Annotated in this window: 14 protein-coding genes; 12 read left to right on the forward strand and 2 right to left on the reverse strand. The window is 49.2% G+C overall.

The features are described from left to right. Positions 1–11: 11 nt before the first annotated feature. Positions 12–1064, reverse strand: a complete 1053-nt coding sequence (locus ACKTT9_RS07035; protein ID WP_407870993.1) for a LacI family DNA-binding transcriptional regulator — start codon at positions 1062–1064, stop codon at positions 12–14. A gap of 141 nt (positions 1065–1205) precedes the next feature. Here ACKTT9_RS07035 and ACKTT9_RS07040 point away from each other — a divergent pair, with 141 nt between their 5' ends. The 7 genes from ACKTT9_RS07040 (at position 1206) to ACKTT9_RS07070 (ending at position 10504) form a co-directional block, all read left to right on the forward strand. Next, positions 1206–2609 (forward strand): FAD-dependent oxidoreductase, encoded by a 1404-nt coding sequence (locus tag ACKTT9_RS07040; protein ID WP_407870994.1) that lies wholly within the window; start codon positions 1206–1208, stop codon positions 2607–2609. 126 nt (positions 2610–2735) lie between these two features. Beyond that, the gene (locus tag ACKTT9_RS07045; protein WP_407870995.1) at positions 2736–4352 is read left to right on the forward strand and encodes a response regulator; all 1617 of its coding nucleotides are present in this window, start codon (positions 2736–2738) and stop codon (positions 4350–4352) included. Between the two features lie 15 nt (positions 4353–4367). Then, a complete protein-coding gene (locus tag ACKTT9_RS07050; RefSeq protein WP_407870996.1) occupies positions 4368–6194 on the forward strand; it encodes a sensor histidine kinase in 1827 nt (608 codons plus the stop codon). Positions 6195–6363: 169 nt separating this feature from the next. Further along, positions 6364–7278, forward strand: a complete 915-nt coding sequence (locus ACKTT9_RS07055) for a sugar ABC transporter permease (RefSeq protein WP_127453198.1) — start codon at positions 6364–6366, stop codon at positions 7276–7278. Between the two features lie 15 nt (positions 7279–7293). After that, on the forward strand, positions 7294–8169 hold the full coding sequence (locus ACKTT9_RS07060; protein WP_407870997.1) for a carbohydrate ABC transporter permease: 876 nt from the start codon (positions 7294–7296) through the stop codon (positions 8167–8169). A 76-nt stretch (positions 8170–8245) separates the two neighbouring features. Next, positions 8246–9799 (forward strand): extracellular solute-binding protein, encoded by a 1554-nt coding sequence (locus ACKTT9_RS07065; RefSeq protein WP_407870998.1) that lies wholly within the window; start codon positions 8246–8248, stop codon positions 9797–9799. An 81-nt stretch (positions 9800–9880) separates the two neighbouring features. Beyond that, positions 9881–10504, forward strand: coding sequence for an SGNH/GDSL hydrolase family protein (locus ACKTT9_RS07070; RefSeq protein WP_127452831.1), 624 nt, complete (start codon positions 9881–9883; stop codon positions 10502–10504). 71 nt (positions 10505–10575) lie between these two features. Here ACKTT9_RS07070 and ACKTT9_RS07075 read toward each other — a convergent pair whose 3' ends face one another. Continuing rightward, a complete protein-coding gene (locus tag ACKTT9_RS07075; RefSeq protein ID WP_407870999.1) occupies positions 10576–12045 on the reverse strand; it encodes an S-layer homology domain-containing protein in 1470 nt (489 codons plus the stop codon). Between the two features lie 182 nt (positions 12046–12227). Between ACKTT9_RS07075 and ACKTT9_RS07080 the strand changes: the two genes are divergently transcribed. The 5 genes from ACKTT9_RS07080 (at position 12228) to ACKTT9_RS07100 (ending at position 18361) form a co-directional block, all read left to right on the forward strand. After that, positions 12228–14243 carry a LuxR C-terminal-related transcriptional regulator gene (locus ACKTT9_RS07080; protein ID WP_407871000.1) on the forward strand — a complete coding sequence of 672 codons (2016 nt, stop codon included), beginning with the start codon at positions 12228–12230 and terminating at the stop codon, positions 14241–14243. Between the two features lie 358 nt (positions 14244–14601). Next, entirely contained in the window at positions 14602–15444 is an 843-nt protein-coding gene (locus ACKTT9_RS07085) for an ABC transporter ATP-binding protein (protein WP_157319593.1), read from the forward strand. A 213-nt stretch (positions 15445–15657) separates the two neighbouring features. Continuing rightward, a complete protein-coding gene (gene sdaAB / locus ACKTT9_RS07090; protein WP_407872982.1) occupies positions 15658–16335 on the forward strand; it encodes an L-serine ammonia-lyase, iron-sulfur-dependent subunit beta in 678 nt (225 codons plus the stop codon). Between the two features lies 1 nt (position 16336). Beyond that, entirely contained in the window at positions 16337–17221 is an 885-nt protein-coding gene (sdaAA, locus tag ACKTT9_RS07095; protein WP_127452813.1) for an L-serine ammonia-lyase, iron-sulfur-dependent, subunit alpha, read from the forward strand. 363 nt (positions 17222–17584) lie between these two features. After that, complete coding sequence (locus ACKTT9_RS07100; protein ID WP_407871001.1) at positions 17585–18361, forward strand: C40 family peptidase; 777 nt, start codon at positions 17585–17587, stop codon at positions 18359–18361. Positions 18362–18398: the final 37 nt, after the last annotated feature.

Raw genomic sequence — 18398 nt, forward strand, 5'->3', positions numbered from 1 at the left:
CAGCCTTTTTGTTATACAGTAGTAGATCCCAAATTCTCAGCCGTCGTCCGCCCAATCCACAGCTCCCCCTGAATGCGAATATGCTCACACGGCAGCGTGGGATTCGCGATACGCCAGAGCATACGATCGGCTGCCCGGTAGCCGGTTTCGCGAACGGACAGCAGCGGCCGGGTGAACTCCGGCAGGGAAGCGGGCTGCTCATTGAGCATGCCGATGAGGGAGATGTCCTCGGGAATGCGCAGCCCCAGCTCGGTACAGAGCTGATACACAGCCGGGACCTCGCCGTCGACGCCGCAAATCAAGGCGGTAGGCGCGCTGCGAAGCAGCTTGGCGCGCAGATCATCCAGCCAATGCGGATTCGTACTCCGCGCATCGATGGAATGCTGGCGGGGATCGATCGCCGCCTCAAATTCATTCATGGCATGCTGAAAGGCCTGCCAGCGCAGGATAAACCCACGTTGTTGGTGCGTATCGCCAACATACATGATCCGGACATGCCCGATGGACCGCAGGTAGGCAACGGCTTGGAAAGTCGCTTCATAGATGTCCCAGATGACGCTGTCTACTTTGGTGCCGAGCGGTGGATAGCTCAGCAGAATTTTGGGGATCGGCAGCTTCAGAAGCTCATCCTCCCAAGATTTAGGCGTCAGGTTGGGCGCAATGAAGATGCCGTCGGTATAGGCAATGCCATGCTCCTCCAGCCAGTCGGACATCTCGCTGCTTCGAATGGAAGTCGGCAGCATACAGACTTCGATGTGGTGGCCGAAGGAGGCGAAGCGATCCTGTAAGCCGCTGATCAAACGTGCATGATAGCTTATGGATGCCTCTGTTTGCACAAGCAGGAATCTCATTTTTTCCACAGGGTAAGGTGAGATGTGCTCGGCGCGCAAGCTGCGAATTTGAGCCTTGGTAAAATACCCTCGCTGCTCCATCGTTTCGAGGATTAGCTGGCGGGTCGTCTCGGACATGCCGGGTTTGCCCTTTAATGCTTTGGAGACGGTCTGTACGGTGACTCCGAGCTCTTTGGCGATTGTTTTCTGTGTTACGTCTTTGCGTATTGGCACGTGATTCCACCTCACAGTTGGCATGCTGCATTTTAATTTCTATCGTACCATGATCGCTTTTTTGATTAAACTAAAATTAAACTAGTTTCACTTTCCGGTCGGACTATAATGAAGGTATCAGATCCTATGGAGGTAAAACATATGGCTAAACAAACGGCAAAAACCATTACAGTTTCATCTGAACTTCCAATTTCCTATACACCGGACGTCGTCGTTGTCGGAGGCGGGGCATCGGGTGTTGCCGCAGCCATGGCAGCTGCACGCAATGGCGCAGACACACTCCTGATCGAGCAGCGGGGATATTTGGGCGGCATGGGGACAGCTGCTCTGGTACCTGCATTTTGCCCATACTCGGATGGCGAGAAGCCAATCATACGCGGAATTGGTCTGGATCTTCTGAACGAGATGAAGCAGGCAGCAGGGGATGCGTTTCACGAGCGTTATAAGGAGCAGTTGGACTGGGTGCCTATCGATGTTGAAACGCTGAAGCGTGTGTATGATCAGCAGGTTTTGGAAAGCGGTGCCAAAATCTTGTTCCACACCGTTGCGGACCAAGTACTGCTGGAAGGAGACCGTATCAGCGGACTCGTAATCAGCAACAAATCGGGACGTTCGGTCGTTCAAGCTAAGCTGTACATTGATGCGAGCGGGGACGCGGATTTGGCGGCGTTAGCCGGTGTACCGTTCCAGACTGGCGGGGAAAATGGCGAGCTGCAGCCGGGAACGATGTGTTATCTCGTAACGGGAGCAGATAAGGCGCGTTTCGATCAGTTCTGTCAGGACTCGGGGCAATCCAAGCAGCTCGACAAAACCATCGTGGAAGCGCAGCAAAACGGAGATCTCCCGGAAGGCCGTAAGCGCGTATCCGGAATCGCATGGATTACCGATTCGATTGCGGGCTTTAATTTTGGGCATATATTCGGCATCGATGGTACGAGCGCGGAAGATTTGACGCATGCGGCTATTGAGGGGCGCAAACTGATCGATGTACAAATTAAATTCCTGCGCAAGTATGTGCCAGGGTTCGAGAATATTCATCTCGTGCACTCCGGCGATCAAATTGGGATTCGGGAAACACGCCGCATAGCAGGCGACTATACGCTTGTCGTGGATGATTTCATCTCCATGCGGACGTTTGAAGATGATATTGCGCGTAATGCGTACTTTATCGATATTCACCTTGCCAATGCCAGCAGCACGATGGTTATCAAGCATTTGCCGAAAGGTAAATCACACGGTGTTCCCTACCGATGCATGCTGCCACAGGGCAAATCCAACCTTATCGTTGCCGGACGCTCAGTTTCGTCGGACCGTCCTGTACAAGGATCGCTGCGCGTAATGCCAAACTGCTTTGCCATGGGGCAAGCGGCTGGAACGGCTGCGGCCATGGCGAGCGTGACAGGCGCCGGTTTCCGTGAGGTGAACATTCCGGAGCTTCAGCGCAGGCTGGTAGAGCAGGGGGCTTGGCTGGGCGAAAATCCTGGGAAAGTAGAAGCTGTTACGGTGGCCTCCGGTCACATTGAATACGACGAGGAAAGCAATTAAATCGAGGAGAAGATCGTCCCAGAACTGCCTTTGGCAGCGGGGGCGATTTTTTTTGATCACAGTCTATTTCGAAGACGGCAGCTAGCAAGTATACTAGAATCACTGGGTAAGGGAGGCGCATACAACATGTTTCGACTCGTAATTGTAGATGATGAACCTACTGTGAGGCACGGATTAATGTCTTATTTTGAATGGGAGAAATATGGCATTGAGGTTGTTGGCGAAGCGGATGATGGGGACGTAGGTCTGGAAGTGATTGAGAGCCTCAAGCCGGATATTGTTTTGACGGATGTTCGTATGCCGCAGATGGATGGGATTCGTCTTTCGCATGCGATTAAAGCGCGTTTTCCGCTGATGAAAATTGTGTTCGTAAGCGGGCATGACGATGCGGATTATTTGAAGTCGGCGCTTAAGGTCAATGCCGTGGATTATATTTTTAAACCTGTCGATAGGTTGGAACTGGCTGCTGTTGTCGAACGGGTCGTCAATGAACTCAAGGAAGCGGAGCAAGAACGCACTTATATCGTGGATATGCAGGCAAAACTGACCCAAAGCATGCCTTTGCTGCGTGAAAAGTTTCTAATGTCATTGATTCGGGACGGCATTCCGCACTCGGGCAGGATTAAAGACCGGCTTGATTTTCTGGGGCTCGTGCTGCCTAGCGAAGCGGTTTATTGGACGATTGTTGTGAAAATCGATGATAGTGATCAGGTTGTCGCGACACGCTCCGAGAGGGATCAGCAGCTGCTGGCTTATTCTATTTTAAATATTATTCAGGAAATTATCGGGAAATATATGCAGGGATATGTGTTCGAAAATCGCAATGGCGAATATGTCGGCATTCTGAGGATGGGTGAGGAGGATACCCAGGAGGAGATGCTGCTTGGTATGGCGGAAGACATTCGGGATAGCTTGCTGAAGTGGCTGAAAATAAGCGTTACGATTGGCGTTGGCGAGCGAATTTCCGAGTTGGCTGCTTTGCCGCAATCATATAGTCGGGCGCAGGAAGCTGCGGATCATCGCTGGTATTTGGGGAAAAGTCGCATTATTTCCATTGACCATTTGGAACATGATAATGAAAGCGTGTACCGTTTTGATGCTGCGCAGGGAGAACGTATTATGTCGGTGGTCAAATCATCGGATAAAACGGCGCTGCATGCCGAATTGGACGATGTGTTTATCCCGCTTTCTCAGAACCGCAGGTTAGGCTTCTCAAATGCACGAAACGTGAGCTTGCAATTAATTTTGCTGACAAGCCGGCTTTTGCAAGAGCTGAATATGCTCGGACCCGACATGGAGAAGAAGGAAAGAGACTTGTGGGAAAGCATTTTTAAACAGGAGCGCATGGCGGATTTACGTCAAATTGTGGAGGAGCACCTTCTGCAGGTCTGTGAAAGCATTGAGGAGAAGCGCAAAGGGAAGCCGAAAAACGTCATTGAACGCATCCACGCCTTAATCGAGCAGCGATATGCGGAAAATTTGCAGATTGGGGATATTGCCAAAGAGGTCTATTTGTCATCCACGTATATGTGTTTGCTGTTTAAGCAGGAGACGGGGGAGACGATTAATGAGTTTTTGACCAAGGTAAGAATTGAGAAAGCGAAGGAGCTGCTAAGCGATCCCCGTAATAAATTTTATGAGGTTTGTTTTATGGTAGGTTACTCCGACCCCAGCTACTTCAGTAAGTTGTTCAAAAAATATGTCGGACTTACCCCGAGCGCATATCGTGACCAGATGATATAAAGAAGGTGCCACTCGATGAAACGGCTGCTTATTAATGGTTGGAATTATGTGCTGCTGCTCACTAACGGTGTGATGGCGGCAAAGTATTGGCTGCTAGGTTATGTGCTGTTTATCCTCATTCCTGCGGCCGTTTTGCTTGTCATGCATACCCAGAGGTCCTCGCACATCCTAGAAGAGGAAGTTACGAACACGATGCTGCAAACGCTTAAGCAAGCGAGCATCAACTTGGATTTTCAATTCGATTCGGTCCGGGATACGTCCAATACGTTATTTATGAATCCGAAGCTGGCGGAATATTTGAATCGTAAAGCCACGATCGATCAGCAGCTGGAATCCTTGAAAGAGCTGCGTATTTTGGTCGATAGCGCAGAGACGAATACCAATGTATTTCGGGTTCGTTTGTTCGTCAATGGGGATCGCATGTTTACGGGCGAGCGGGTTAACTTTTTTACACAGGAGAGTCTGAAGAACTGGCCTTGGTATGAAAAGGTGATGAATTCAGGAGGCGCAATCGTGTGGTCGGGCGCTTATTTGGAATCCTTTATCGATCAAGGGCCGGCCTATATTTTCTCCGCTGCCCGCATGCTCCGGGATTTGCACGAGTACGACCAAATTTCCGGTGTGCTGTTGATCGATGTGGCAGAAAAAACGATAACCGACATTTTGAATAAAATTAAGTTAACCAAAGATGGCAATATTTATTTGATTGCGGACGATGGCCAAATGATCTCGAATCAGGATAAGTCATTGCTTGGTAAAAAAATGATGGAAGGCGAGCCGTTGAGCACGATTGCCCTTCATGATGAAGGTGTCGTTCGTCTGCTTGATGATAAAAATCCGCGATTTGCGATTTATACAAAGGTGGCCTCTACAGGGTGGAAGCTTGTTGCCGAAGTGCCGCAATCGGAGATCAGCTCGCGAGCTGTTGCATTGAACCAATTTTCTGGTGTGGCGACGATTTCGACCGTAACGATTTTGTTTCTTCTGCTCGTGTTTATCCTTCTGGCGATGATTGTTCGCAACATGAACCGGCGCATTCAAACGGTGATCCGGACGATTAAACGAGGCGGCATTGAAAGTTTGGATGACCGTACATTCAATGCGGGTGGCGACTTTAAGCTGCTTGAAAATAGTGTAGATCATCTCATCCACCGAGTACATGGTTTGATGGAGGAAACCTATCAATCCAAAGTGCAGGAGCGGGAGGCTCAGCTTCGAGCCTTGCAAGCGCAAATTAATCCGCATTTCTTGTACAACACGCTGGATACAATTAATTGGATCGCCATTGGTCATAATGCGCCGGAGATTTCAAATATGATTAATGGCTTGGCCAAATATTTCAGGCTCAGTCTCAATAAAGGCAGAGACTTGGTCAGCGTGACCGATGAACTTAATCTGGCTAAAGTGTATTTGGAAATCCAGCAGAGTCGGTTCCCGAAGAGCTTCGAGGTGCACTTCGGCATCGAAGAGGGACTCGACGACTTGGAGATGCCGAAGCTAACGCTGCAGCCGATTGTCGAGAATGCGCTCCTGCACGGGATTCGCAGATCCAAGGGCAAGACCGGCACCATCCTCATTGGCGCTAGAAAAGAGGACGGGGTTCTGGTCCTTTCCGTCACGGACGATGGCATCGGCATGGATGAAGAGCTCGTGCAGAGCTTGCTGACGCAGCCTCGTCCTTCGATGAAATCGGACGGTTCCGGGAGCTCGTACGGACTGTATAACGTCAACGAAAGGATCAAACTGTTCGCCGGTGATCACTACGGGCTGTGCATTCACTCCACGCTTGGGGAGGGAACGACCGTTACGGCGCGTATCGCTTATAAAGAAGTCGCCTCTTAGGGGCGGCTTTTTTGTGTTAAAACCATAAGATTGCACCAGAAACAGAAATATTACCATCTACATTTCATTTGAGCCCACCGATATAATTGTCCTATAAGAACACGGAGGTGAGCCATTCATGCGTACAACACGAGCGGAAATAGAGCTGCAAACAGCTCACGCCAAGCCAATGACCAAAGGTAGTGGCCGTCTGAAGCTGATGCTGAGCAATTATGATATGTACTTGTTGCTTGTGCCTGGATTGATATTTTTGCTGCTGTTCAAATATGCGCCGATGTACGGCATTGTGATTGCTTTTCAGGACTTCAATATTTTCGACGGATTTAGCGGGAGTAAATGGGTAGGGCTGGATCAATTCGAGAAGCTGATTCATTCGGAAGAGTTTTATCAGGTTTTCATCAACACGCTGTTGATCAGCTTGTATAAGATTGTGCTGCTTTTTCCAATCCCGATCATCATTGCGCTTTTCTTGAATGAGGTGCGCAAAGTCTTTTTCAAAAAGACGATTCAAACGATCATTTTCCTCCCGCATTTCTTATCGTGGGTTATCATCTCGGGTTTGTTCATTAACATTCTGTCTCCGACAGGCGGTCTGGTGAACAATGTCATCCAATGGTTCGGCGGCGAACCAATCTCGTTTTTCCTGGACAACCAGTTTTTCCGTAGTGTCGTTGTATTTACAGCAGGCTGGAAGGAATCCGGATGGAACGCCATCATCTTTATCGCTGCTATCGCAGGAATCGAGCAAGAGCAGTATGAAGCAGCTTCTATTGATGGTGCGGGACGTATTCGACAAATGCTTTACATTACGCTGCCCGGCATTTTGCCGACGATCATTTTGATCTTGATTTTGCGCTTGGGATACTTGCTTGAGGCGGGTACGGAGCAAATTTTGACGATGTACAATTCAGTCGTTTATGCATCCGGCGATGTCATCGGTACTTTCGTGTACCGGCAAGGTCTTGGCCAGCAGGATTACAGCTTTAGTACAGCAGTCGGGTTGTTTAACTCTGTTGTTGGGTTCATCCTGATCGTAGCCGGCAACGAACTGAGCAAAAAGTTAATCAAGCGCAGCATCTGGTAGGAGGCGAAAACAGTCATGCACAAAAAAACGATAGGCGATAGATCGCTGGACTTCTTCATTTATCTCGTATTAATCATCTGCGGTTTAGCGACTTTGCTGCCGTTAGCGAATATTTTATCCAAAGCCATTAGTGATGAATCAGCCGTAGTTTCCGGTAAAGTGGGAATCATTCCGATTGGCTTTCAGCTGGATACCATGAAATACGTCGTTTCCTCCAGCCAGTTTTTACATTCAATTGGGATTTCGCTGCTAATTACGGTGGTGGGCACGTTTCTGGCGATTCTGATTACCGCATTAACCGCTTACCCCTTGTCCAAAAGGCATCTGCCCGGCATTTCCTTGATCATGCTGCTGTTCATTTTCACGATGATGTTTAATGGTGGTATCATACCGAACTACTTGTTGATGAAGCAGCTTCATTTGATTAATAACCTGTGGTCCATCATGCTGCCGGCCCTGATTAGCGTCTTTAACATGCTGGTGATAAAAAGTTATTACGAATCCTTGCCGGAAGCCTTGGAAGAATCGGCTAAAATGGACGGCGCCCGTAACTTTACGATTCTGTTCAGAATCATTATTCCGTTAAGCGTTCCTGTTATTGCGACAATCGCGCTTTTCTATGCGGTGTACTTTTGGAATGATTACTTTCATCCGATGCTCTACATCAATGACGCAGGTTTGAAGCCCTTGCAGCTGTACTTGCGGGATATTGTGATGGATGCGGACAGCTCCAGTGCCATGAACAAAAGCGTAGACGACATGATGAACGTTTCACCGGAAGGCATTCGTGCGGCAACGGTTATCGCGTCCATTATTCCGATGTTGTTAGTGTACCCGTATCTGCAAAAACATTTTGTCAAAGGCGTTCTGATCGGCTCTGTCAAAGGGTGAATGAGCATTAATGCCCTTGATGTTAGCGTCAAGGGTTTAATGATATAGTATATACAATTACTAGGGAGGTTTGCACATGTTAAAAAGACACAATAAAGTCATGCTTCTAACACTTGCAGCAAGCTTATCGGTTACTTCACTTGTTGCTTGTTCGTCCAAAAGCAATACGCCGGCAGGCAATAATGCAGCCCCGGCAAGCGCAGCGCCAGCAGCAACAACTTCTGGACCAAAGCCAGAATTGAAATCGCTTCAAATTTGGCAAAAGGACGATTACAACACGTACCCGGTTGCGAAATTCCTGGAAGAGAAGACAGGCTACAAAGTGCAATACGATATGCTCCCTCAGGATAAAGCAGCAGACAAGCTAAACATTCTCATCGCTTCCGGAGAACCTTATGATGCTGTTACAACAGGAGGAACGACGGACTTCAAAGCATTATTTGCCGATTATGCGAAAAAAGGCGCGTTGACAGACCTAGGACCTCTCATTGATAAATTCGGACCGAACATTAAAGCATCCGTCGATCCAGCCGTGCTGGAAGCAGCTAAAGTAGACGGTAAACTATATGCGATTCCTACCAAAACAATTTCCTTCGCCGGTGAGAGTTTGTATGTAAGACAGGACTGGCTCGACAAAGTAGGCATGAAAGCACCAACGACATTGGATGAGTTGGTAGCTGTTTTGAAAGCGTTTAAAGAGAAAGATCCCGGAGGAAACGGCGATAAAAATATTCCACTAACGATTAAAAGTGAAGCTATGTTCATTAATAACATCGTTGGCGCTTTCGGTATGCCGCTTTTCTGGAACGATGTGAACGGCAAGCTGACGCCACGCATTATGGACCCTGCTTTCAAAGAATATGTGACGTTTGCGAGCGATCTTTTCAAACAAGGGTTGCTGGATAAGGAGTTTGCTGCTAACAAAGATGCGACAGCCAAAGAGAAATTTACTAGCGGTAGAGCGGGGATGATCATGATTCACTGGGCTGATGTTCCTGTGGTTAACGATGCTCTTGTGAAAAATAACCCGAACGCGAAAGCGAATTATATCCCTGCGCTGAAAGGCAAAGACGGTAAAATCGGTTTGAGCGCTGCGACAGGTTTTGACCGCATTACCTTCATTCCTAAAGCGTCTAAACATGCGGAAGATGCTATCAAATGGATGAATGCGAAGCTGGAGCCTGCAACGTTTAAAGAAATGGCGATTGGCCAAGAAGGTAAGCATTACACGTTCAAAGATGGCGCATATACGCCAATTCAACCGATTTTTACGGATGAGCGCAACCAAGCGAACAATTTCTTGATGGGTACCGATGATAAAAACTATCCAACCTACTGGCAGGCACGTGTACGTAAAGATATGCGCTTGTTCGATGCTTGGAACTTCATGAACACGATTCAACCAGAGAGCACAAGAGTCAAAGATCCACTAGGCCTTGCTCCGTACTTGCCTGAGTTCTCGAAAAACTTTCAACAATTGAACACGATGGTGGGAGACTATACGACGAAGCTGATTTTCGGGGCGGAGCCGATCAGTGGTATTGAAGCTTTCCAAGCCAAATTCAAATCGTCTGGCGGAGATGCCAGCTACAAAGAAGTGAATGATTGGTACGCGACCGCAAAAAAATAAAACAAAATTGAACGAGAAGAGAACGTGCCATGCATTTACTTGCTGCATGTTCTCTTTTTTATTAGACATGGAGGAAAAGTAATGAGATTAAAAGATCAGCCCAAATGGCAGGGGAAAAGCTGGTGCACGTTAGGAGACAGCATTTCAGCTGCAGGTGGTTATCAACCATTGGTCAGTGCAGCGCTTGGGTTTTCCACCGTCCTGAATGAAGGCAAAAGCGGATGCCCGCTCACAGCGGGAGGAGACCGTGATTACGGCGCGACTGTGCATGTCGGCAGGCAGATGGAGCCTGTGTACGATTGTGTGACCATCTTCGCGGGCACGAATGATTTTCGGCTGGATAAGCCGATTGGACGCAAGGAAGAGCGGGATATTCATACATTCTATGGAGCCTATGTCACCTTAGTGGAGGATATTCTGAGCAAAAATCCGGCGTGCCGCCTCAATTTGTGGACACCGCTGCAAAGAGATAAAGACGGATTCGACATTGATTCCGTGAATGCGGAGGGCCATCGTTTAGCCGACTATGTCGAGGTTATTCAGGCAATTGGCGTCGAGTATGCGCTGCCTGTGCTGAATTTGTATGCGGAAAGCGGCTTTAATCGCTTTACGCTGGGCTTTTTGAGCAGTGATCGCCTGCATCCGAATCAGGAGGGCTTTAAGCGAATTGCCGCTATGGCGATTCCTTTTTTGGAGCGTATTTAGGCGCCGTAACGGATCATCCTCCCCGCAACAGCGCCGCAGCATCATTAACGGGAGGAAGAATCCAATCCCGTCTACTTATACGCGTCAAACGTTCGCTTGACGAGGAGGATCGCCTGCTCGCGCGTCGTGCTGCCCAGCGGGTCAATGCGCCCTCCGCCCACGCCATCCATGATGGCGTGGTTGATGGCGAATCGAACCGCATCCAGCGCCCACGGCGCGATCAAGTCACTGTCGGCAAGGCCGGAAGTGCTGCTGATGTTCAGCGTGGCGGCAGGCTTCGCCGCCTTCACAGCGCGCATCAGCATGACGCACAGCTCTTGCCGTGAAATGCTCGCGTCCGGCGAGAAGCTGGTCGCGGATACGCCTGTGACAATGCCGAGCTGGAACGCCTTCAGCACGTCGACGTTCACCGTATCCGTGAACGGATTCGGCGCAGCCGCTGCTGCCGGCTTGCTGCTGAGCGCTTCGTAGAGCTTCACGGCGATGCCGGCGAATTGCTCCCGGGTGATAGGCTGCTGGTAGTTGCCAAGCACCGATGGTGTCGTGAGCGATGCAGCGATGGCCAGCTTGAGATCAGCTTTGGCCCAGTCGCTGGAGCCTTTGACGGCCTCTTCGAGCAGTGCCTCAATGTTCGGCTGACCGGCGTCGCCTTGCGTGCCCCCTTGCGTGCCGCCTTTGCTGATCGGACCTAGCTTATCCGGGATCTTCACGTCCACGGCAGGCTTGAGGTCGATGACTGGAACCTTGGTAATCACTTTATTTTTACCAACGAGAACAGGGATTTGAACGACAGGATTAACTTTATCCACAATAACCAGGCCGTCACGAGGGGCTTTATTCCAAATGAAGACCGTCTCCACGCCTGGGATTACATTGTCGGGCAGCGCGTACTGGTCAATGACCGGTGTTACGGTATAGGCATATAACGTATTCTTATTTTTATTCGTCGCTTTATCGACGGTGGCCACAGGCCCGAAATCACCGGTTGTATTTTGCACATTAAAATATTTCGTGCCATCCGGACCGTCGCGTTTAATGACATAGGAAGATTCCATGTTGGAGTTATCATTCCAGGTGAGTGTTACCGAGCCGTCATCATTGGCTGAAGCTTGGAAATCGCTGGTTTCCCCTGGCTGCATGACTTTGAATGGCCCTTCAGTCCGCTCCAAATACGTGTCGGAGCCCAAAATCGGGACATAATGGATCATAACGCGAATCCTCACCGAGGTGATGGATGGATCGATCGGGAGGCGGAATTGAGCGCTGATCGACTGGCTTTTCAACTCGAGAACGTTATGCCAGTTAATATTGTCGGTGGAATATAACATCTCAAAAGAGGCTATCTTGGTCCCGATGGCTCTGTCGTCACTATAGATGACCGGAATGTCTGCGCCGGCAATTAAATAAGGATCACTGCCTCCGATGAAAAAATATTGCATTTGAACCTGCGCATGAGCGCGCGGAGCTGGCAGCACGAAACATATCGCCAGAATAAAGACAGCCAATAAGGGAATCATCTTTCGCTGAAGACGCATCAACATGAACTCTCCTCCACCAATGGTTAATTATTTGATCACCTTATACGAGATATGGACGGATGTTTCGCACTCAGGTGCATGTGTACTAAAGATAGCTCAATAGGAATATTGGCACTACTATCCTTTGGTATATTTTGGTATGATACCTTCGTATAAAAATCCGAACATTAAATGGGTGGGGAACGATGGCGGAAATAAACGGCAGATTGGTCGTGGGCAGACAACGGGAATTACAGATGTTTAACGCTTTTTTGCAGAGGACTCACCCGGAAAAAAGATTGCTGAACCTATACGGCACCGGCGGAATTGGCAAAAGCTTTCTGCTCGATGAGTTTCGGCAGCTTGCAGCCGAACGCAATGTTCAGGTGATTTCGCTGGACAGCCGTGACATCGTACATACCCCTTCCTCTTTATGCCATCATGTGGTTCAGTTGTTAGAGCGACTTGTCGGCAGGCACGTCTCCGTCTCGACACCGGATCAACCCATCTCTACGATTGAATGTATTAAAATTCTGAATCGAGCAGCGACAGAACACAGATTACTCTTAACCTTCGATACGTACGAAGAAATGGGGGAGCTTGATCACTGGCTTCGGGAGCATTTGATCAAAGAGCTGCATCCCTCTATTTGTATGGTGATTTCAGGCCGTTATGCGCTGCAGGGCGCATGGAAATTGTCTTCTTCATGGAGACAGTGTACGGTGCAGATGCCGCTCTCGGATCTATCGTTTTCGGATGTGAAGACCTATTTACATAACCTATCCATCTTGGATGAACATACAATTTACTGGATTTGGAACCAAACGAAAGGGCATCCGCTGACGCTCTCCCTAACGGCGCAAACGTCCTCCCTACGAGAACTCATTCACCTGCAGGAAGTTGAAGTGCTGCCCTTAATTACGAAGCAATGGTTAAAAGAGGTTTCTCAGCCCGCCCTGCGTAGAATGGTGGAAGCGGCTTCCGTATTAAAGCATTTTAATCAGGAGACACTTGCTCATGTGTTAGAAGAGCCGGTCACCGCGGAGCAATTTCAGCTGCTAACCGAGTTATCGTTCGTCAGAAGAGTGAAGCGGGGATGGCTGCTGCATGATTTGGTTCGCACGGCTTTCAGCCAAGAACTTAGTGCAAGGTCGCCTGACTATTATGCGACTCTAAGGCGCAAATGCATGATGTATTATTATCATCGAACGATTCGGAGTATTGGGAAGAACGACGATATTTCGCTCGAAGCCAGTGATTTCTTCCACTATTTCGGGGATGAGCTGATTCTGCAGTTTTTCAATCAAGATGCGGCTAGCAACTATTTTGAGGTTATGGACGAAGCGAATTTTGCCGATGCCGAACGTTACATCCAACGCCGTTACGAGGAAGCCCAAGCGTACCGAATTCCTTATGTCGACAGCGCCACGAATCAAACGGGAGAGTTCGTTATCACGCGTGAGCAAAATCTGTTTAATCTCAAACACGTGCATTTGCGGGAGCTTGCTGGTTTGGGACCAGGCACCGTCCGTCTGCTGCGTAAGCCGCAAGGGGAAGTTGTCGGTTTAACAGCGGTCATTCCGATCAATAGCTCAACCATTGATTATCTATTGAACAAGCCGCTTTCGTCGGCATATTTTCGCAGCTTGCCTCAGGAACAGTTGGATGAATTTGCACTGCCATCCGAAACACCTGTGGGATACTACATACAAACAATTGATGTATTGAACTATGACGATATGAGCTTGTTAGCGGACACGGGACATTTCTTCATCACACTGCTGCTTACTGGCGGGTTTGTTGCCGGATCTCCGCCTCCGATTCCGTTTTCTACAGAAATTCATCACCGACTGGGTTGCGAAATGTCGCCCGTAGTCCATTACGATTACGATCAGGTGACGCCAACGCATACCTTCACAACGGATACGAGAGGGCACAAGCTGCAAGCCTATTTGCGGAAAATGATGCTGAAACTCGGGATGACTGAGTTCATGGAGAGTGAACCGGCCGCAGAGCCTCCGTTCGTACCGTTAACGGACATACAGCGCAAAATCTCCGATTTGTTAATGCAAGGCATGACGAACGCCGAAATTGCCAAGCAGCTTTTTTTAAGCGAGATTACAATCAAGAAGCACCTTACGGCGATTTTTCAGAAGCTGGAGGTAAGAAACCGCACACAGGCTGTACAGAAGCTGATCAGTAGCCGCAAAGGCGCGGTGTAACGTTAATTCCCTTCGCCAAGCGGGCATGTTGGATAACCTTTTGTGCCGCGTGTGCGTATGCTGCTTTATGCATAGGAACTACAAGGCTTTCTCAAATGGTCATAAATGACCTGAGGAAGTCTTTTTTTGTGCCCAAAAATGGGATTCACCGAGTAGTGGAGGGGACGTCCATTCACGGAATGGATGAAATTGGCGCTTGCATATTGAATTTTGTTGAAAATGATTCTCAAAATCATTGACAATGGTTTTCATCAACTATACACTAAATAAATAAAGTTTGAATTCTACTGACTTCACATACCTAGATGAATATATACAATTTCGTTTGATCATATAGCCAAGGAAGGATTGATGACCGATGCACGCCATCGAGGCCCAACATTTAACGTTAACTTATGGAGATAACAGTATCTATGAAGATTTGGATATTGCGATTCCTAAGGGGAAGATCACTGTGTTTATCGGCAGCAATGGTTGCGGTAAATCAACGTTACTTCGTTCGTTGGCCAGGTTGCTGAAGCCTACCAATGGCAGCATTTTGTTAGACGGGCAAGCCATCGCCAAGCTTCCTACGAAGGAAATTGCGAAGCGTTTGTCCATTTTGCCACAAGGGCCGGTTGCTCCGGAAGGATTAACAGTGCTCCAACTCGTCAAGCAAGGGAGATATCCCTACCAGACCTGGTTGCAGCAGTGGTCCGCAGAAGATGAAGAGATGGTGACGAAAGCGCTGAAAGCTACGAATATGCAGCAATATGCGGATCGTACGGTGGATTCTTTATCAGGCGGACAGCGACAACGAGCTTGGATTGCGATGACGTTGGCACAGGGAACGGATACGATTTTACTCGACGAGCCGACCACTTATCTGGATATGTCTCACCAAGTTGAAGTGCTTGACTTGTTATTTGAATTGAATGTCGAGCAGCAGCGCAGCATCGTCATGGTTCTGCATGACATTAATCTGGCTTGTCGCTATGCGCATCATATCGTGGCTATTCATAACAAGAAGATTGCCATCCAAGGGAAGCCGGAAGATATTATTACCGAGGATACGATTCGTACCGTGTTTAACATGGATTGCCAAATTATTGAGGATCCGCTGTTTGGTACGCCGCTTTGCATCCCATTCGGCAAGGGCAGGAAAGTTAATGAGCAGGAGCAAGTCTCCAGCAACCTGGCAGAAGCTGCGTTGGTTGTTTAAGTCTCTACATAAGTAATCAAAGTCTCTATTGAACGCTTTTGCGTGGATAGAGGCTTTTCTTGTTGCACTCACACTCACAATTGCCGTCACCGTAGAATGAGACCGGAGCATTTTGGGAAAATAAGGACAAGATATTAGACCTTGTCATTCGCAGAAGCACTTCATACAATAGTAGTATAAAGCTTTAACTTCTTAGGATTGGAGAACTGCATGATGCGCTTTAAAGATGTGTTTTCCATCATCGGACCTTCCATGATAGGTCCATCCAGCTCCCATACAGCGGGAGCCGTCCGTCTAGGGCGTGTTGTCAGGCAGCTGCTTGGTGAGCAGCCAACGAAAGCTGAAATTACCTTATACGGGTCTTTTGCGGATACATACCGGGGGCATGGTACCGACTTGGCGCTGATTGGCGGCTTGCTCGATTTTGAAACGGATGATCCGCGGATTCCGGAGGCGGCCGAAGAGGCGGAAGCCCGGGGCGTGGAGATTGCTTTCCTCACAAGTAAAGATAAGGCCGATCATCCGAATACGGTCAAATTTACGATTTCCTCCGGGAGCAAAGAAGTCAGTATGATTGGGGCATCCATCGGTGGCGGGAACGTTGAAATTGTAAATGTGAATCAGTTCGATGTAAAATTTACCGCGGTGTACCCTACGTTAATTATTTCTCATCACGACCGGCCGGGGATGATCGCAGACATTACCACCTTGCTGGGACGTAACCAGATCAATATTGGATTCATGGATTTGGATCGGAAAGGCAGGGACCGAGAGGCGATGACCGTCATTGAAACTGACGTCTCCGTTCCGGATGCCCTGATCGAGGAGCTCGGCTCCTTAAGCATGATATTTGATATCAAAAGAGTGGATCTCGCAGAAAGAGGCGAATAACTTGAGATTCCGAACATTAAAACAACTCACTGAAGTATGTGCTGTAGAAGGAATGACGATTGCGGAAGTCATGCTGGCTGATCAAAGCCAAGAATCGGGCAAGACGCCGGAATACGTGTTTGAAAAAATGAGGGCTTACTATCAGATCATGAAAGAAGCCGTGGCCAAAGGACTGACGGAGGATACAACCTCCCGCAGCGGATTGACAGGCAAGGACGCTCAGCGTGTTGCCAGCTATATGACGACGACAGAAGCCTCCCTTGGTGAGGAAGCTTGCAAGGCAATGGCATACGCGTTAGCCGTGTCCGAAGTGAATGCTTCCATGGGACGCATTATTGCTACGCCTACGGCTGGTTCTTGCGGCATTATCCCCGGAGTTTTCATCAGCAGCCAGCAGAGGTTCGGCTGGGATGATGATCACATGGTCCGGGGATTGCTGAGTGCAGGCGCGATTGGTTATGTAATCGCGAACAACTCTTTTGTTTCTGGCGCGGAAGGCGGCTGCCAGGCTGAGGTAGGCTCCGCGATCGGCATGGCCGCGGGAGCGCTTGTTGAGCTTCGCGGCGGTACGCCTGAGCAGGCGATGCATGCGGTGGGACTAGCGCTGAAGAACACGCTAGGGCTTATCTGCGACCCAGTCGGCGGACTGGTCGAGATTCCGTGCATCGTCCGCAACGGCTTCGGTGCCGTGAATGCCATGGCAGCGGCTGATATGGCGCTGGCGGGCGTCCGTTCCGTCATCCCCTCCGACGAAGTCGTGCAGGTGATGTACGAGGTGGGCACCGCGATGCCCGAGAAGCATCGCGAGACGGCCAAAGGCGGCCTGGCCCAGACGCCGACAGGCCGGCAAATTATGAAAGAGCTTAATTTGGGCAAAAAGCGATAGAAATAAGGTCCGCAGGGGGATGATTCCTGCGGCTTTTTTATTATGGGGCCTGTTAGGCTCCATCGCATCTGGACCCCGCTCCAGCAAGTCCGTTCCGGTTGTATTTTATACAACCATTTGACCCAAATCTCAAGCCTGGAGTCAGCTCCATTGTACTTTATGCAACCATTTAGCCGCGAAAGCTGCCGTTTCAGCACAAACCAAGCATTTTCATTGCATTTTGTACAGTAGAGTGGCTCGGTTCCCCTACAAACCGTCAATAATGTTGCACTAAATACAGCATACGGCAGCCTTCACCCGCCCCAAGTTTATTCTCCCGAAAATTTGGCATCCTAACAGCATCACATGCCAAGGAGTTTGAACATGCGCATATTTGCAATAAGCATCGTGTTAGCCTCCGCGCTCACACTTACCGGGTGCTCCCACCCATCAAGGATTAAGCAGCTGGGCACGGGGGACCAGGTGCAACTGACGTCCGAACGGGAGACGGATAACCGGATGTCGGACTGGAATTTGACCAGCAGCGATGCGGAGCTGTACATCGGCGATTTAGGCGCAGAGCAGCTCTATGCCTCTGCCTACGCTTCGAATCAAATAAAAAGCCTGGCAGCAGAGAATAAGAAGCAGGCGCTTCTGCCAAACGGCTTTCCTTTGATCCAGGCTTTTCCCAGTCCGGGCATCGTCCCGAAAAAAGGAGGTTACGTCGAGAACGTAATCGAGACGGCCAAAAGCTACCTCGGAACCCCCTATGTATATGGGTCGGACCGGCTGGACCCGCAATCTTTTGACTGCTCGGATTTCACGCGTTGGGTCTATTTGACTGCTCTCGGGATGGATTTGCCCTGGGATGCGAAAAACCAGGCTGCTTATGTCGAAGCCCTATCCAAACGGAAATACACCGATCTCAAGCAGGCAAAACGCGGGGATTTGCTGTTCTTTACGAATTTCATGGGCAATCGGCCTTCCGATTATGCCAATCTCGACCCTTCACAGAAGCCGATCAGCCATATGGGCATTTATTTAGGAGATGGGAAAATCATTCATTCCGCTTCCAAAAAGACAGGCGGCGTGCGGATCGACCATATGTTTTTTAAGCATCTGCAGTATCGTTTTGTTCTAGGAGGCTCAGTCCTAGATTAAACGCGGTGCCCCACTAGGCCATGTAGTGGGGCATTTT

The sequence above is a fragment of the Paenibacillus sp. P36 genome (assembly GCF_045866505.1).
Lineage (GTDB): Bacteria > Bacillota > Bacilli > Paenibacillales > NBRC-103111 > Paenibacillus_E > Paenibacillus_E chondroitinus.

What these genes read in the sequence shown, in the direction of transcription:
- ACKTT9_RS07065 (WP_407870998.1), top strand. Translation starts at nt 8,246, where the DNA reads ATGTTAAAAAGACACAATAAAGTCATGCTTCTAACACTTGCAGCAAGC.
- ACKTT9_RS07100 (WP_407871001.1), top strand. Translation starts at nt 17,585, where the DNA reads ATGCGCATATTTGCAATAAGCATCGTGTTAGCCTCCGCGCTCACACTT.
- ACKTT9_RS07070 (WP_127452831.1), top strand. Translation starts at nt 9,881, where the DNA reads ATGAGATTAAAAGATCAGCCCAAATGGCAGGGGAAAAGCTGGTGCACG.
- ACKTT9_RS07045 (WP_407870995.1), top strand. Translation starts at nt 2,736, where the DNA reads ATGTTTCGACTCGTAATTGTAGATGATGAACCTACTGTGAGGCACGGA.
- ACKTT9_RS07085 (WP_157319593.1), top strand. Translation starts at nt 14,602, where the DNA reads ATGCACGCCATCGAGGCCCAACATTTAACGTTAACTTATGGAGATAAC.
- ACKTT9_RS07040 (WP_407870994.1), top strand. Translation starts at nt 1,206, where the DNA reads ATGGCTAAACAAACGGCAAAAACCATTACAGTTTCATCTGAACTTCCA.
- sdaAB (WP_407872982.1), top strand. Translation starts at nt 15,658, where the DNA reads ATGCGCTTTAAAGATGTGTTTTCCATCATCGGACCTTCCATGATAGGT.
- ACKTT9_RS07075 (WP_407870999.1), bottom strand. Translation starts at nt 12,045, where the DNA reads ATGTTGATGCGTCTTCAGCGAAAGATGATTCCCTTATTGGCTGTCTTT.
- ACKTT9_RS07050 (WP_407870996.1), top strand. Translation starts at nt 4,368, where the DNA reads ATGAAACGGCTGCTTATTAATGGTTGGAATTATGTGCTGCTGCTCACT.
- ACKTT9_RS07080 (WP_407871000.1), top strand. Translation starts at nt 12,228, where the DNA reads ATGGCGGAAATAAACGGCAGATTGGTCGTGGGCAGACAACGGGAATTA.
- ACKTT9_RS07055 (WP_127453198.1), top strand. Translation starts at nt 6,364, where the DNA reads ATGACCAAAGGTAGTGGCCGTCTGAAGCTGATGCTGAGCAATTATGAT.
- ACKTT9_RS07060 (WP_407870997.1), top strand. Translation starts at nt 7,294, where the DNA reads ATGCACAAAAAAACGATAGGCGATAGATCGCTGGACTTCTTCATTTAT.